16 protein-coding genes are annotated in these 14,995 nt (G+C 72.5%); 5 read left to right on the forward strand and 11 right to left on the reverse strand.

Going from position 1 to position 14,995, the window contains the following annotated elements; all coding sequences use genetic code 11:
* The first annotated feature begins 5 nt into the window (after positions 1 to 5).
* A complete protein-coding gene (locus ACIBVL_RS08305) occupies positions 6 to 1,427 on the forward strand; it encodes a lipase maturation factor family protein (protein ID WP_399093807.1) in 1,422 nt (473 codons plus the stop codon).
* Here the strand turns inward: ACIBVL_RS08305 and ACIBVL_RS08310 are convergent.
* From ACIBVL_RS08310 to ACIBVL_RS08330, 5 genes are read right to left on the reverse strand one after another with little or no spacing between them, the layout of a single operon-like run.
* On the reverse strand, positions 1,415 to 2,251 hold the full coding sequence (locus ACIBVL_RS08310) for an amidohydrolase family protein (protein WP_399093810.1): 837 nt from the start codon (positions 2,249 to 2,251) through the stop codon (positions 1,415 to 1,417). The two genes, ACIBVL_RS08305 and ACIBVL_RS08310, sit on opposite strands and share 13 nt — an antisense overlap.
* Positions 2,236 to 2,550, reverse strand: a complete 315-nt coding sequence (locus tag ACIBVL_RS08315) for an L-rhamnose mutarotase (protein WP_399093813.1) — start codon at positions 2,548 to 2,550, stop codon at positions 2,236 to 2,238. The genes ACIBVL_RS08310 and ACIBVL_RS08315 overlap by 16 nt, the downstream gene beginning before the upstream one ends.
* Positions 2,547 to 3,515, reverse strand: a complete 969-nt coding sequence (locus ACIBVL_RS08320) for an aldo/keto reductase (RefSeq protein ID WP_399093816.1) — start codon at positions 3,513 to 3,515, stop codon at positions 2,547 to 2,549. Before ACIBVL_RS08320 ends, ACIBVL_RS08315 begins: the two co-directional genes overlap by 4 nt.
* Positions 3,512 to 4,270 (reverse strand): SDR family NAD(P)-dependent oxidoreductase, encoded by a 759-nt coding sequence (locus ACIBVL_RS08325; protein ID WP_399093819.1) that lies wholly within the window; start codon positions 4,268 to 4,270, stop codon positions 3,512 to 3,514. Before ACIBVL_RS08325 ends, ACIBVL_RS08320 begins: the two co-directional genes overlap by 4 nt.
* Entirely contained in the window at positions 4,267 to 4,398 is a 132-nt protein-coding gene (locus ACIBVL_RS08330) for a hypothetical protein (RefSeq protein WP_399093822.1), read from the reverse strand. The genes ACIBVL_RS08325 and ACIBVL_RS08330 overlap by 4 nt, the downstream gene beginning before the upstream one ends.
* 159 nt (positions 4,399 to 4,557) lie before the next feature.
* On the opposite strand from ACIBVL_RS08330, the gene ACIBVL_RS08335 reads away from it, so the two are divergent.
* Both ACIBVL_RS08335 and ACIBVL_RS08340 read left to right on the forward strand, forming a co-directional pair.
* Positions 4,558 to 5,274, forward strand: coding sequence for a FadR/GntR family transcriptional regulator (locus ACIBVL_RS08335; protein ID WP_399093825.1), 717 nt, complete (start codon positions 4,558 to 4,560; stop codon positions 5,272 to 5,274).
* Positions 5,275 to 5,360: 86 nt separating this feature from the next.
* The gene (locus ACIBVL_RS08340) at positions 5,361 to 6,707 is read left to right on the forward strand and encodes an amidase (protein WP_399093828.1); all 1,347 of its coding nucleotides are present in this window, start codon (positions 5,361 to 5,363) and stop codon (positions 6,705 to 6,707) included.
* Positions 6,708 to 6,712: 5 nt separating this feature from the next.
* Here ACIBVL_RS08340 and ACIBVL_RS08345 read toward each other — a convergent pair whose 3' ends face one another.
* A complete protein-coding gene (locus ACIBVL_RS08345) occupies positions 6,713 to 6,886 on the reverse strand; it encodes a hypothetical protein (RefSeq protein ID WP_399093831.1) in 174 nt (57 codons plus the stop codon).
* A gap of 456 nt (positions 6,887 to 7,342) precedes the next feature.
* Here ACIBVL_RS08345 and ACIBVL_RS08350 point away from each other — a divergent pair, with 456 nt between their 5' ends.
* Positions 7,343 to 7,792: a hypothetical protein gene (locus ACIBVL_RS08350; protein WP_399093834.1), complete on the forward strand. Its 450-nt coding sequence runs from the start codon at positions 7,343 to 7,345 to the stop codon at positions 7,790 to 7,792.
* A 25-nt stretch (positions 7,793 to 7,817) separates the two neighbouring features.
* A complete protein-coding gene (locus ACIBVL_RS08355; protein ID WP_399093837.1) occupies positions 7,818 to 8,576 on the forward strand; it encodes an SDR family oxidoreductase in 759 nt (252 codons plus the stop codon).
* A 3-nt stretch (positions 8,577 to 8,579) separates the two neighbouring features.
* On the opposite strand, the gene ACIBVL_RS08360 is transcribed toward ACIBVL_RS08355, so the two are convergent.
* From ACIBVL_RS08360 to ACIBVL_RS08380, 5 genes are all read right to left on the reverse strand, one after another.
* The gene (locus ACIBVL_RS08360; protein WP_399093840.1) at positions 8,580 to 10,076 is read right to left on the reverse strand and encodes an SDR family NAD(P)-dependent oxidoreductase; all 1,497 of its coding nucleotides are present in this window, start codon (positions 10,074 to 10,076) and stop codon (positions 8,580 to 8,582) included.
* A 103-nt stretch (positions 10,077 to 10,179) separates the two neighbouring features.
* The gene (locus ACIBVL_RS08365) at positions 10,180 to 11,538 is read right to left on the reverse strand and encodes a wax ester/triacylglycerol synthase family O-acyltransferase (RefSeq protein ID WP_399093843.1); all 1,359 of its coding nucleotides are present in this window, start codon (positions 11,536 to 11,538) and stop codon (positions 10,180 to 10,182) included.
* Positions 11,539 to 11,640: 102 nt separating this feature from the next.
* Positions 11,641 to 12,861 carry a glucose-1-phosphate adenylyltransferase gene (glgC, locus tag ACIBVL_RS08370; RefSeq protein WP_399093846.1) on the reverse strand — a complete coding sequence of 407 codons (1,221 nt, stop codon included), beginning with the start codon at positions 12,859 to 12,861 and terminating at the stop codon, positions 11,641 to 11,643.
* A 53-nt stretch (positions 12,862 to 12,914) separates the two neighbouring features.
* Positions 12,915 to 14,066 carry a glycogen synthase gene (gene glgA / locus ACIBVL_RS08375; protein ID WP_399093849.1) on the reverse strand — a complete coding sequence of 384 codons (1,152 nt, stop codon included), beginning with the start codon at positions 14,064 to 14,066 and terminating at the stop codon, positions 12,915 to 12,917.
* A gap of 39 nt (positions 14,067 to 14,105) precedes the next feature.
* Positions 14,106 to 14,873 carry a (2Fe-2S)-binding protein gene (locus tag ACIBVL_RS08380; protein WP_399094845.1) on the reverse strand — a complete coding sequence of 256 codons (768 nt, stop codon included), beginning with the start codon at positions 14,871 to 14,873 and terminating at the stop codon, positions 14,106 to 14,108.
* Positions 14,874 to 14,995: the final 122 nt, after the last annotated feature.

A 14,995-nucleotide genomic window follows, 5' to 3' on the forward strand; every position in this document is an offset into this window, starting at 1 on the left:
CGGCCGTGGACTGGTTCACCGCATCCGAGTACTGGCTCAGCCGGCTCGTCTTCCAGCGGGCGCTGGCCGGTGTGTACCTGGTCGCGTTCCTGACGGCGGCCCTGCAGTTCCGTGCGCTGCTGGGAGAACGCGGGATGCTTCCGGTCCCGCGCTATGTCGAACAGGTGCCGTTCCGGCGCGCGCCGAGCCTCTTCCAGTGGCGGTACTCCGACCGTCTGTTCGCGGGCTGCGCGTGGACGGGGTGCGCGGTGTCGGTGGCCCTGCTGGCGGGGCTGGACAACCTACTCCCCCTGTGGGCGGGGATGTTGCTGTGGCTGGTGCCGTGGGCGCTGTACCTGTCGATCGTGAACGTCGGCCAGACCTGGTACTCGTTCGGATGGGAGTCCCTGCTGCTGGAGACCGGCTTCCTCGCGGTGTTCCTCGGCAACGACGAGGTGGCCCCGCCGGTCGTCGTGCTCTTCCTGGTGCGCTGGCTGCTGTTCCGGGTGGAGTTCGGCGCCGGACTGATCAAGATGCGCGGCGACGCCTGCTGGCGGAAGCTGACCTGCCTGTACCACCACCATGAGACCCAGCCGATGCCCGGCCCGCTGAGCTGGTTCTTCCACCATCTGCCGAAGCCGCTGCACAAGGTGGAGGTGGCCGCCAACCACGTCACCCAGCTCGTCGTGCCGTTCCTTCTGTTCACCCCGCAGCCGGTCGCGACGGCGGCCGCCTCGCTGATGATCCTCACCCAGCTGTGGCTGGTCCTGTCGGGCAACTTCTCCTGGCTGAACTGGATCACCGTCGTCCTGGCCCTGCCCGCGCTGGCACTGCCCTCCGACCACCGGTCCGTCCCCGGCCCGCCCGTGTGGTTCGAGGCGGTGGTCCTCGCCGCGGCGGCACTGATCGTCTTCCTCAGCTACCGCCCCGTGGTCAACATGCTCTCCCGCCGCCAGGTCATGAACCGCTCCTTCGACCCGCTGCACCTGGTCAACACCTACGGCGCGTTCGGCAGCGTGAGCCGGATCCGGTACGAGGTGGTGGTCGAGGGCACGCTCGACGACGTACCGCGCGAGGACTCCGAATGGCGGGAGTACACGTTCAAGGGCAAGCCGAGCGATCCCCGGCGCTGGCCGCGCCAGTTCGCCCCCTATCACCTCCGCCTGGACTGGCTGATGTGGTTCGCGGCGCTCTCCCCCGCCTACGCCGGGTCGTGGTTCGGCGCGCTGGTGGAGCGGCTGCTGGAGAACGACCGCGACACCCTGAAGCTGCTGCGCCGCTCCCCCTTCCCGCCCGACGAGCCGCCGCGTTACGTCCGCGCCCGTCTCTTCCGCTACCGGTACACCACCTGGCGGGAGTTGCGGGAGACGGGCGCGTGCTGGGAGCGGACGTATGTGCGGGAGTATCTGCCGCCGACGCGGCTGACGGCGGTGGCTCAGAGGTCGTAGACGCGGACGGCGGTCGTGTCGAGGACGGCCGCGTGTTCGGAGGGGCTCAACAGCCGGGCGGTGGTGTCGACCACTTCGCCGTAGGCCGCGGCGAGCGTGCACACCGGCCAGTCCGAGCCGAACATCAGGCGGTCCGGGCCGAAGGCCTCCAGGACGGTGTCGGCGTACGGGCGCAGGTCCTCGACGGTCCAGGAGGCGGGGTCGGCCTCGGTGAGCATGCCGGAGAGCTTGCAGACGGTGTTGGGGAGGGCTGCGAGGGCCCGGACGTCGGACGCCCAGGGTTCCAGGGCGCCGGAGGCGATGGGAGGTTTTCCCAGGTGGTCGAGGACGAAGGTGAGTCCCGGCAGTGCGGCGGCGGCCCTCGTGCAGGCGGCCAACTGGTGCGGGACGACGACCAGGTCGTAGACCAGGCCCGCGTCGGCGACGGCGGCGAGACCCCGGCGTACGTCCTGGCGCAGCAGCCACTCGGGGTCGGGCTCGCTCTGGACCTGGTGGCGGACGCTCTTGAGGTACCGGCCGCCGGGAAGCGCGCGCAGCCGGGCGAGTTCGTCGGCGACGTCCGGGCGGGTCAGGTCGGTCCAGCCGACGACGCCCGCGATCAGCTCGTGCTCGGCGGCGAGGGCAAGGAACTCGGGGGTCTCCTCGGCCACGGTGACCGTCTGCACGAGGACCGTGCGGTCGACTCCGGCCGCGCGCGCCTGCGGGGCGAGGTCGTCCATCGTGAAGTCCCGGCGGAGCGGACTGCCGGCGGCGATCCAGTCCTGGTCCCGGACGGACAGGTCCCAGACGTGGTGGTGGGCGTCGACGGTCACGGCAGTTCCCATACGACGGGCAGGCCGGCGTCGGCGCCCTCGCCGGAGTAGTCGTGCACCACGTCGAGGAGCTCGGCCATGCGGGCCTGCCAGGCCACGTTCACCGGCAGCTTCTCCAGCTCGGCGAGGAGCCGGGCGTAGTCCTCGCACTCCAGGACGTGGAAGAGGTCGGTGCCGCTGCGCCAGATGGTCCAGGAGGTGGCCCCGACGGCGCTGATGGCGTCCGTGAGTTCCTTCGGGACCTCGCGGTGCGCGGCCTCGTACTCGGTGATACGGTCGGCGCGGACCTTGGTGTGCAGGGCGACCCTCATGACGCTTCCTTCGAAGGCAGAAGTCCGGTGTCCCTCAGTTCCTCCCACAGCGCTGCGGGAACGGGCGCGGCGAACTGTTCGGCGCAGTCCTCGGCCTCGGCCGGCGAACGGGCGCCGACCAGGACACTCGCGACGGCCGGATGGGCCGCGCAGAAGGCCAGCGCGGCGGCGCGCAGAGTCGTGCCGTGGCGTTCGGCGACCTCCTTCATGCGCAGGGCCCTCTCCAGCAACTCGGCCGGTGCCCGCGCGTAGTCGTACGTCGCCTCCGGCCGGGGGTCGGCCAGCAGTCCGGAGTTGAAGGCACCGCCCACGACGACGGAGACACCCCGTTCGACGGCCGCGGGCAGCAGTCCGGCGTCGGCACTCTGGTCGAGCAGGGTGTAACGGCCCGCGCACAGCACCACGTCCACGTCCGTCTCGCGGACGAACCGGGTGAGCATCTCGGCCTGGTTCATACCGGCGCCGATCGCGCCGACCACCCCCTCGGAGCGCAGCTCCTCCAGGGCGGGGTAGGCCTCGCTGAAGGCCTGCTCGGCGTGGTCGTCCGGGTCGTGGAGGTAGACGACGTCGACGTGGTCGAGACCGAGCCGTTCGAGGGAGGCCTCCAGCGAGCGCCGTACGCCGTCGGCGCTGAAGTCCCACACCCGCCGGTGCGTGGCGGGGACGGCGAAGCCGTTGGCGAGGTCGTCGCCGCCGGCCGAGGAGGGTTCGAGCCGGCGGCCCACCTTCGTCGACACCGTGTACGCGGTGCGCGGGTGCTCGCGCAGGGCCGCGCCGAGGCGCCGCTCGGACAGGCCGAGACCGTAGTGCGGCGCGGTGTCGAAGTAGCGCACGCCGTGTCGCCAGGCGGCGGCCACGGTGTCGTACGCCTGTTCCTCGGTGACCTCGGTGTAGAGGTTGGCGAGGGGGGCCGCCCCCAGGGCCAGGCCGGTGACCTGGACGCGGCTGCGGCCGAGGGGGGTCATCGGGTGGCCGCCGGGCGCAGTCGCAGGCCCTGCATGCCGCCGTCGACGGCGAGCGAGGTGCCGGTGGTGGCACCGGACAGGGGGCTCGCCAGATAGGCGATGGCGCCCGCGACCTCGGCGGGGCTGACCAGGCGGCCGGTGGGCTGGCGGGCCTCCAGGGCGGCGCGTTCGGCGGCCGGGTCGTCGGCGACGTCGAGGAGCCGGGAGACCCAGGGCGTGGCGGCGGTGCCGGGGTTGACGCAGTTGACGCGGATGCCCTCACGGACGTGGTCGGCGGCCATGGCCAGGGTCAGCGAGTACACCGCGCCCTTGGTCGCGCTGTACAGCGCCCGCTGCGGCAGGCCCGCGGTGGCGGCGATGGAGCAGGTGTTGACGATCGCCGCGTGGGCGGAGGCCCGCAGATGCGGCAGGGCCGCCCGGGCCACGCGGACCATGCCGACCACGTTGACGTCGAGCACGCGGTGCCATTCGGTGTCGTCGTTGTCCTCGACGGTGCCCTGGGCGCCGATGCCCGCGTTGTTGATCAGTACGTCCAGGCCGCCGAGGTCGGCGACGGCCGCCGCGACCGCCTCGCGTACGGAGGTGTCGTCGGCGACGTCGGCGCGATAGCCGAGGAGGGGTTTGTCGACGCCGGAGAGGTCCAGGTCGAGGACGGCGACCCGGGCGCCGCGCTCGGCCAGCAGCTCGGCGGTGGCCCGGCCGATGCCGGACGCGCCGCCGGTCACCAGGGCGCCCAGCCCTTCGAAGTCGCTCACGCCGCCTTCTCCTTCCGTTCCGCGAGGTCGGCGGCCCAGGAGGTGCCGCCCGGACAGATGTACCGCGCGCTCGAGCGGATGTCGTGGGTGCCGACCGCGCTGACGCGGGCGGTGGTCGGCTGCGTCATCGGTCGGCTCCTCTGTCTGCGCGCTCATGCGACAGCCGCATATTTATCAGACCACTTGCGTCTCACAACACCCCCGCGGGAAGGTTTCGGCGCACTGTTGGAGCAAGTGGTCGGACCACCGCGGTGGCCAGACTGCGCACCGGCGACGGGAGAGAGCACGTGGAAGAGCCGCGGCAGGGCGGGGGCGCCGCCCCCAGGGCGACGGTGACGCAGCGCGCCATCGAGCGGATCAAGGCGATGATCGGCGAGGGTCTGCTGGAGCCGGGCCAGCGGCTGCCGACCGAGCGGGATCTCGCGGCTCAACTGGGCATCTCCCGCAGTTCGATGCGCGAGGCGATCCGGGCGCTGACCGTGCTGGGCGTGCTGGAGGCCCGGCACGGCTCCGGCATCTACGTCACCCAGCTCCAGGCCGGCGATCTGCTGGAGACGTTCGGGGTCGTCGCCGACCTCTCGCGCGGACCCCGTCTCGTGGAACTGCTGGAGGTCCGGCGCATCCTGGAGTCGACGGCGACCGCGCTGGCCGCCGCCCGCATCACTCCCGGGGAGCTGGCCGCCGTGGAGGCCCACTTGGCCGCGATGAACGCCACGGACGACCCGGAGGAGATCCTCGCCCACGACCTCTCCTTCCACCGCGCGATCGCGGCCGCCGCCGGCAACGAGACGATGGCCGCGATCCTGGAGGGCCTGTCCTCCCGCACCTTCCGGGCCCGGGTCTGGCGCGGCTACCGCGAGGAGGGCGCCTTCGACCGCACCCGCCGTGAACACGCGGCGATCCACCGCGCCCTGGCCGCCCGTGACCCGGAGGCGGCCCGCGCGGCGGCGGCCGCGCACGTGGGCGAGGTGGAGGAATGGCTCAGAGCGCGGGTGGGCCCCTGAGGCCCGTCCGGGCGGCCTCTCGACGCGGGACGCCCGGCGGGGCACAGTTCTCCCTACATACTCACGAGTAGTGCGAAGGAGCCGCCGTGACCACGTGGGTCGGCCGGACCGCCGTCGAGATCGCCGCCGCCGTGCGGGAGAAGCGGACCACGCCCCGTGAGGTGGTGGCCGAGCACCTCGCGCGGATCGAGCGGCTGGACGGGCGGATCGGGGCGTTCCGGGTGGTGCGGGCCGAGGCCGCGCCGGCCGAGGCCGACGAGGTCGCCGCCCGGGCCGACCTGGCCGGACTGCCGCTGGCCGGAGTGCCGGTGGCGGTCAAGGACAACCTGGCCGTGCGGGGCGAGTCCACCCGGGCCGGCTCGGCCGCGACGCCGGACACTCCGGCCGGCGCCGACCATGTCACCGTGGCCCGGCTGCGGGCGGCCGGCGCGGTGGTCGTGGGCCTGACGAACGTGCCGGAACTGTGCGTCTTCGGCACCACCGAGGGCGTGCACGGCACCGCCCGCAATCCGTGGGACCCCTCGCGCACGGCGGGCGGCTCGTCCGGGGGCAGCGCGGCCGCGGTGGCCGCCGGGATGGTTCCGGTCGCGCTGGGCAACGACGGCATGGGCTCCCTGCGCATCCCGGCGGCCAACTGCGGTCTGGTGACCGTCAAGCCGGGCCACGGCGTGGTGCCCGCGGGCATCGGTGACGGCGACTGGTTCGGGATGTCGGAGAACGGCCCGCTGGCCACGACCGTCGAGGACGCCCGGCTGATGCTGTCGGTCCTCGCCGACACCGAGTACATACGGCCGGACGGTGAGTCCGGCGCGCTGAGGATCGCCGTGTCGGTGCGCAGTCCGCTGGCCGGGGTCACGGTGAGCGCCCCGTACGCGGGCGCGGCACGGGATGCGGCGGGGGTGCTGATGAGGGCGGGCCACCAGGTACGGCGTGCCGACCCGCCCTACCCCCTGTCCCTGGGCGTCACCTCGCTCGCCCACTGGACGGCCGGCACGGCCGTGGACGCGGCGAGTCTCGACACACGGCTGCTGACCCGCCGCACCCGGGTGCACGCCGCCCTCGGCCGGCGCTTCCTGAACGGGGTGCGGGGCGGCTCGGCGCGGGAGGACCTGCGCCGGCGGCTGGCGCCTTTCTTCGAGGAGTACGACGTCCTGCTCACGCCAGCGCTGGCGCGGCGCTCGCCGCGGTCGGAGCCGTGGCACGAGCGGGGCTGGCTGCGCAACGTGCTGGTGAACACGAACTACTCGCCGCTGACCCCGCCGTGGAACCTGACGGGCTGGCCGGCGATGGCGGTGCCGTTCGGCACGCTGCCGTCCGGTGCGCCGGCCGCCGTACAGCTGGTGGGACGGCCAGGGACGGAGGCGGAACTGCTGCGGGTGGCGGGGCAGTTGGAGAGCCTGCGTCCCTGGCGGCGGACGGCACCGCTGGGCTGAGGAGCTCAGTCCACGCTGGGCAGGATGTGGTCCTCGGCGAGGTCCTCCTCGTAGCCCGCCAGGCGGATCGGGGCGGAGCGCGCCCACACGTCGAGGCTGCCGATGTCGCCGGGCCGGCGGCCGGCACGCTCCGGTCGATCCTTGGGGCGTTGCTCGCGATTCGTCTTCTCCGGTGTCACCGCGCACTCCTTATGTGTCGGGTCACCCTCGGGGCGTGCCGGCCAGTCTGCGGTCCGGCGCTCAACGCCCCCTCGGGTCGGGCTGAAGTCGGTGGCGACGCGGTGGTGCCGGTGACTCCGAGGAGAGCTGGCCGTTGTGAACCGGCGTGTCCCAGACGGACGGTGGGTGTGGGTGGCACTCCGTCCTGCTGTCCGTCCGATACAGACTAACCAAATGAGCAGGGTGCCGCTCGATAGGGCTGAAAATTTGGGGTAACCATGTCGCGTCACCCGCATGTCCTTGCAGATGAATTGGGCTCCTTTCGTCGCCTTTGCACCCACTGAGTTCACCCGTCCGGCGGACATCGGCGAACGCGTCTGCTCGTCCGTCGCGCCGTTCAGATCCCGTTCGCCCGGCCGCAAGCAGGCCATGATCTGCTGACGTACCGAACGGCTGTCTCGCGGGAGGACTGACGCATGGAGCTGCGCAGCGTCGAGGAGCTGATGGACCTGCTGTACGCGTGCCGGGGCGTACGGGAGACCCCGGGCGGTGCGGCCCCCGGGATCGATCTTCACGAGCACGCGCTGCAGACGGCGGCGCTGCTGCGCCGCGGCCGGCCCGCCGACAAGGAGCTGCAGCTGACCGGGCTGGTCCACCCCGTCGGACAGCTCCTGTGCCCCACCGACCCCACGGGCCGCGCGGAAAGCGCCGCCCACGCCGTACGGCCTCTGCTCGGTCCCCGGGTCGCCGATCTGGTCCGCCTGCACCCCTGGCTCGGCAGCCCCGCCGACGACGACCTGCTCCGCCTGCGCCAGGCCGACGAGGACGGCCTGGCGGGCACCTTCGACGCGGGTGTCCTCGAGGACTGGCGGACGGTGCTGGAACTGGTCGCCGAGCGCAACTCCCGTCTCGGGGCTGTCGACTGACGGCCCGTCGTGAGACCGTACGCCGATGACGTCGTCGTACGGATTACGCGGCAGGGCGGCCGTCGTCACGGGGGCCACACGAGGCATCGGGTGGGCGGTGGCACGGGAACTCGCCGACGCCGGGGCACGGGTGTGCGTGAGCGCGCGCAACGCCGACGAGGTACGGCGCGCCGCCACCGAACTGGGCGGCGTCGGACTGGCCGGGGGCGTCGCGGACGCCGGCCACCCCGAGGCACTCACCGACCTGTGTCTGCGCGCGTTCGGCCGCCTGGACATCCTGGTCAACAACGCGGCCACGAACCAGCCGTACGGCCCCCTCATGGACGCCGACCCGGAGGCCTGGCGGGAGGCCTTCACGGTGAACGTCGAGGCACCGCTACGGCTGGTGCAGTGCGCCTGGCACGGCTGGATGCGCGAGCACGGCGGAGCGGTGATCAACATCTGCACGGAGGGCGCCACCCACACCGGCCCCGGCGTCGGCGCCTACGGCACCAGCAAGGCGGCCCTCCTCCACCTCACCCGGCAACTCGCGGGGGAGCTGGGCCCGGGGGTGAGGGTCAACTCGGTCTCCCCCGGCCTGGTACGCACGGAGCTGGCACGGTTCGTATGGGAGCCGGGTGAGGCGGAGATCGCGTCGGGCCTGCCGCTGGGCCGCATCGGAGAGCCGCAGGACGTGGCACGGGCGGTGCTCTGGCTGTGCTCGGACGCGGCGGACTGGATCACAGGGGCGGATCTCCTGGTCGATGGCGGTACGCAGGTGAGAAGGGCGCGCCTCGCCACCTGACCACTACCACTTGCCGGGCGCGTAGTCCTTCAGGAAGATCCCGTACAAGTCCTCACCGGCCTCGCCCCGCACGACCGGGTCATAGACCCGAGCCGCCCCGTCGACGAGGTCGAGCGGCGCGTGGAACCCCTCCTCCGCCAGCCGCAGCTTGTCGTAGTGCGGCCGCTCGTCGGTGATCCACCCGGTGTCGACGGACGTCATGAGGATGCCGTCGGTCTGGAACATCTCCTGTGCGCTGGTCCGTGTGACCATGTTCATCGCCGCCTTCGCGGCGTTGGTGTTCGGGTGCCCCGCGCCCTTGTAGCCGCGGCCGAAGACACCCTCCATCGCCGAGACGTTCACGACGTACGCCCGCCCGCTCGTCGCCCGCCGGGCGGCCTCCGCCATGGCCGGACGCAGCTTGCTGATCAGGATGAATGGCGCCGTGTAGTTGCACAGCTGGGTCTCGAGCAGCTCCACCGGGGAGATCTGCTCGATGGTCTGCACCCAGGTGTTGGTGTCGACGACGTCCGGTACCAGGCCGCCCGCGTCGATGGCGGTGCCGTCGAGATGCCGGGCGACGCTGGCGTTGCCGGCGACCAGGGCGAGGTCGGCGATCTGCTGGGCGTCCAGGTTGCTGATGCCGGCGGGCAGTGCGGCGAGACCGTCGACCGCGCCGGAGTTGAAGGCGCCGATGACATGGTGGGCGGGCAGCTCACCGGCGGGCAGCGGGGCGCTCTCGCCGTCGACCAGGGCGGCGTAGGCCGAGGGCAGACGGCGTACGGTCTGCGTCGCGTTGTTGATGAGGATGTCGAGCGGGCCCGCCCCGGCGACCTGGTCGGCGAGGGCCACGGCCTGCGCCGGGTCGCGCAGGTCGATGCCGACGACCTCCAGGCGGTGCATCCAGTCCGCCGAGTCGTCCATGGCCTTGAAGCGGCGGATGGCGTCCTTGGGGAAGCGCGTGGTGATCGTGGTGTGCGCGCCGTCGCGCAGCAGCCGCAGCGCGATGTACATGCCGATCTTGGCGCGGCCGCCGGTGAGCAGGGCGCGCTTGCCGGTGAGGTCGGCGCGGACGTCGCGCTTGGCGCGGTTCAGGCCGGCGCAGTCCGGACAGAGCTGGTGGTAGAAGTAGTCGACTTCCACGTACCGGGTCTTGCAGGTGTAGCAGGAGCGGGGCCGCTGGAGTATCCCCGCGATCTTCCCCGCCTCGGTGACCGAGGACGGGAGGATGCCCTCGGTCTCGTCGTCGATGCGCTGGGCGGAGCCGGTCGCCGTGGCCTCGGTGACGGCCTTGTCGTGGGCGGTCTTGGCGGCCCGGCGCTCCTGGCGGCGGCGCTGCTTGACCGTGCGGTAGACGCCGGCGGTGGCCCGGCGGACGGCGATCGCGTCGGGGTGGTCCACCTCCAGCTTGTCGAGCTCCTCGAGCACGCTGAGGCAGACGGCGAGCCGCTCCGGGTCGATGCCGGGCCCGTAGACCATCTCGTCCATGGACGCCGCCGAGCCGTCCTCTGTCACCGTCATCGCGCTGCCGCTTCCCTGATCACCCGTGCGGCGCTCCGACCGCGCCCGCCTTCGAACGGGGAATTTTACGGAGCGCCCGGCCCCTCCTCCAAACCCGTTCCCGTCAAGAGCCGCAGGCCGTGATGAGTGTCTCCACCTCGTCGGTCAGGGCGCGGGCGAACCGGTCGAGGTCCGGTACGGCCTCGGCGTCGGCGACGAGCCCGTAGTGGACGCGCCCTCGGTAGGTGGAGACGGCGACCGCCAGGGACTGGCCACGGGCGAGCGGGGCGTACGGGTAGACCTCCGTGACCGGGTTCCCGCCCAGCTTCAGACCGAGGCTGGGCAGCGGGACGCTGGTGACGAGGATGTCGAACCAGAGCCGCGCGGCCTGGCTGACCAGCGGTCCGCCGAGCCGGTGGCCGAGCGCCGGGACATGGTCGGCGAGCAGCGCGACGGCGCCCGCGCCCCGGCCGGGTCCGGCGTTCTTGTTGGCGTCCATGGCGGTGCGGACGTGCGCCAGGCGGGCGAGCGGGTCGGGGTCGTTGACCGGAAGCCGCATCAAGTACCCGGAGAGCCGGTTGCCCTGTGGGTGCGCGGTGCGCGGGCGGCGCTTGGAGACGGGGATCAGCGCGCGCGGCCGTACGCCCTCGCTGCCGTCGCCGCGCTCGTCCAGCCAGCGGCGCAGCGCCCCGGCGACGACCGCGATCAGGACGTCGTTCACGGTGCCGCCGACGACCTTGCGGACGCGGTGCACATCGTCGAGGTCCAGGACCACGCCGGCGGTGCGGCGGGTGCCGGTGGGCTCGGCGGCGAGCGCGGGGGTGGACCGTACGCCCAGGGTCGACACGGCGACGGAGGCGCCGATGTCGAGGGCGCGCCCCACGTCGGAGACGGCACCGCGCAGCAGCCCGGGCAGCTTGCGCACATCGGGGACCAGACCGCGCGGGGGCTCCGCCGGACGGGGCCGGGGCGCGGGCATGTCCATGGGGTCCAGGACGGCGGCGGCCAGCGTCAGGGCGCGCAGTCCGTCGGCGAGTGCGTGGTGGAACTTGAACAGGACGGCGAAGGACAGGCCGTCCTCGCCGGGCAGCACATGCGCCTCCCACGGTGGGCGGCCGCGCTCCAGCGGGCGCTCCATCAGCCGGCCGGCCTCGGCCTGGAAGTCGGCGGCGGGGACGTGCAGGCGGACGTGGTGCAGGGGGTCGAAGTCCGGGTCCGGTTCGCGCACCGCGCCGCCGAAGGCGAGCGGCCGGCGCAGGTCGAGCGGCAGCGCGGTGTCGAAGGGCCGCCACACGTCCCGGATCCGCATGCGCAGCCCCGGGACGGCCGCCGCACGGGCGGCGAGCAGGTCCGCCGCGTGGGCACCGGCGGTGGGCGACGGCGCGGCGAAGACCCCGAGCGCCCCGAGATGCATCGGGTGCTCGGGGGACTCGATGTTCCAGAACGCCAGGTCGAGGGGTGCCAGCAGATCATCAGCAGTCACGGGCTTGCCTCGCGTCGACGAAGGGTGAGGCAGCAGTCAACCCCCTGCACATGATTACGGTCAAGCACCTCAAGGCTACGTACAGTTAACAGCCGATTAAGTTCACGACACCCGCTGCCCCTTGCCCAGGGCGATGACACCGGCCTTCGACACGGAGTACAGCTCCGTGTCCCGCTCCGGGTTGACGCCGATCGTGGCGCCCGGCGGGACCTCGACGTTCTTGTCGAGGACCGCCCCGCGTACCACCGCGCCCCGGCCGATGTGGACGTTGTCGTGCAGGATCGACCCCTGCACGACCGCCCCCGGGTCGACCACCACGCCCGGCGACAGCACGGACCGGGTGACCTGCCCCCGGATGAGGCAGCCCGCACTGATGATCGACTCACTGGCCATGCCGCCCGCGCTGAAGCGGGCCGGGGAGAGCTGGTAGGAGTGGGTGTAGATGGGCCAGCTGCGGTTGAACAGGTTGAAGGCGGGACGCTCGGCGATCAGGTCCATATGGGCGTCGTAGTACGAGTCGAGCGTGCCGACGTCCCGCCAGTAGCCCTGGTCGCGGGTGGTCTCGCCGGGGACGTGGTTGTCGCTGAAGTCGTACAGCTGGGCCTCGCCGCGCCCGGTGAGCTGGGGCAGGATCGAGCCACCCATGTCGTGCACGGACTCCTCGTCCTCGGCGTCCCGCTGGAGGGCCTCGATGAGCGCCTTGGTCGTGAAGATGTAGTTGCCCATGGAGGCGAACACGCTCTCCGGGTCGTCCGCGAGGCCGGGCGGGTCGACCGGCTTCTCCAGGAACCGCTCGACCGTCTGGCCGTCCGAGCCCGGCGTGATCACCCCGAAGGAGGAGGACTCTCCGCGCGGGACGCGGATCCCGGCCACGGTCACGCCCGCGCCGCTGTCGATGTGCTGCGCGAGCATCTGGCGCGGATCCATGCGGTAGACGTGGTCGGCACCGAACACGGCGACGTACTCGGGCCGTTCGTCGTAGACGAGGTTCAGCGACTGCAGGATGGCGTCGGCGCTGCCCAGGTACCAGCGCTTGCCGAGGCGCTGCTGGGCCGGGACGGGCGTGATGTAGTTGCCGAGCAGGCTGGACATCCGCCAGGTGGTGGTGATGTGCCGGTCCAGCGAATGCGACTTGTACTGCGTGAGCACGCAGATGCGCAGGATGTCGGCGTTGACGAGGTTGGACAGGACGAAATCGACGAGCCGGTAGGTGCCGCCGAAGGTGACCGCCGGTTTGGCGCGGTCCGCGGTCAGGGGCATCAGGCGTTTGCCCTCACCGCCCGCCAGCACGATGCCGAGCACCGAAGGTCCACCACGACGCATGGCCGCTCCCCTCACCCTGATTGATACCCATGGCTGCCCCGGCTCGGGGCTCCCTACGCCTGTTTGAGGATCTCCTCGTACAGCCGGACCGTCCGCCGGGCCACCGCGTCCCAGCCGAACTCGGCCACCGCCCGGGCCCGTCCCGCCTCGCCCATGCGGTGCCCGGCCTCCGGATCGCCGAGGACCGAGTCCAGGGCTCGCGTGAGGCCCGCCTCGAAGTCGTCGTCGGTCGGGACCAGCAGTCCGGTCACCCCGTCCTCGACGACCTCCGGGATCCCACCGACCCGGGAGGCCACGACGGGAGTCCCGCAGGCCATCGCCTCCAGGTTGACGATGCCGAGCGGCTCGTAGACGGACGGGCAGACGAACACGGCGGCGTGCGTGAGGAGTTGGATCACCTCGGGGCGCGGCAGCATCCGCGGGATCCAGTGCACACCGTCGCGGGCCCGGCTGAGTTCGGCGAAGAGGTCGCGGAACTCCTGGTCGATCTCCGGGGTGTCGGGCGCGCCCGCGCACAGCACGACCTGTGCCGCGGGGTCGATGTGCCGTACGGCGCGCAGCAGATGGGGCACGCCCTTCTGACGGGTGATGCGGCCGACGAACAGCACGAACGGGCGGTCCGGGTCCAGTCCGACGCGGGTGAGGGCGTCGGTGCCGTGGTCGGGCCGGTAGAGGTTGGTGTCGATGCCGTTGTGCACGACGTGCACCCGGTCCGGGGCGAGCGCCGGATAGCAGGTGAGGATGTCCTCGCGCATCGCGCCGGAGACCGCGATCACCGCGTCCGCCGCCTCCACGGCGGTGCGCTCGGCCCAGCTCGACAGGGCGTAGCCGCCGCCGAGTTGCTCGGCCTTCCAGGGGCGCAGCGGCTCCAGCGAGTGGGCGGTGACGACGTGCGGGACGCCGTACAGCTCCTTGGCGAGATGGCCGCCGAGGTTGGCGTACCAGGTGTGCGAGTGGACGAGCTCGCGGCCTTCGAGGGCGGCGGCCATGGCGAGGTCCACGGAGAAGGTGCGCAACGCGTCGTTGGCGCCGTCCAGGGCGGACCAGGGGCGGTGGCGGACCACGCCTTCGGTGCGGCCCTCGCCCCAGCAGTGCACGTCCAGGTCGACCAGCCGGCGCAACTCCCGGGCGAGGAACTCCACATGGACGCCCGCGCCGCCGTACACGTCCGGGGGGTACTCCCGGGTCAGCAGTCCCACTCGCACCCGGAAACCCCCATTCTCTGCGGCTGGTTCCCTTCATGGTCACCCAGACGGGGCCCGCGGGGAAGAGCGCGGGGGTCGTGTGAAGCAACAGTCACCGCAGACGCCCCCGCCGGGGACCCGGTAGTAGAGGCAGCAGCTGCGGCGGCGGAAGGCGGTGCCGGCCGGGGTGCGGGTGCGCGCGCCGGTGTCCGCGAGGAGGGGGTGGGCGAGGAGTTCGGCGGTGAGGGCACGCGCGCGGGCGGCGGCCTCGGGGCGGCCGTGCGTGCGCGCCCACTGCTCCAGCTGCCGGGCGGCTCCCGCCAGGGCGGAGGCGGCGTTGCCCCGCAGCAGGCCGGGGGCGACCGGGTGGCTGGCGCGCAGGGCCGCCGAGAGGGGTTCGAGGTGACCGTGGAGCACGGTCCGGGTCAGCGTCCCCGCGTCGCCGGGCAGCGCCCTGACCTCGGTGAGCCACAGGTCGTCGGGGGCGCTGCCGTCCGGGTCCCAGCGCAGCAGCCGGGGATCCAGGTCGGGGATGCCGCCGTACAGGGCCGCGCAGCCGAGCGCCGCCGACCAGAGGCGGGCGGCGAGTCCCTGCTGCGCCACGGAGGCACCGATCCGGGTCTCCGGCGCCCGCAGCGTCCGGTTGACCTTGCGGACCCGAAAAGTCAGAGGATTTCCGTAAACATCCGACAACTGGTTCTCGTAGGTCTGCGCGAGGGTGGGCAGAGGCCCCGGCGGCTCTCCGGCGACCCGTAGCAGGAAGAAGCCGCCGAGCGGTGCCAGGGCGGCGAGTTCGGGGTCGAGGTCCACGACGTGCAGTAGTACCAGGGGCCCCGGAGTGCGTGATCAGGGGGATCCCCTACCCGTCACCCGTCTGAGGGAGGACAGCGGCCCCGCAGTACTCCATCGGCAGTAGGACCCATTGCGTGCTCAGGTACGACGACGGGAAC

Origin of the sequence: Streptomyces sp. NPDC049687 (assembly GCF_044465285.1) — a bacterium.
Classification (GTDB): domain Bacteria; phylum Actinomycetota; class Actinomycetes; order Streptomycetales; family Streptomycetaceae; genus Streptomyces.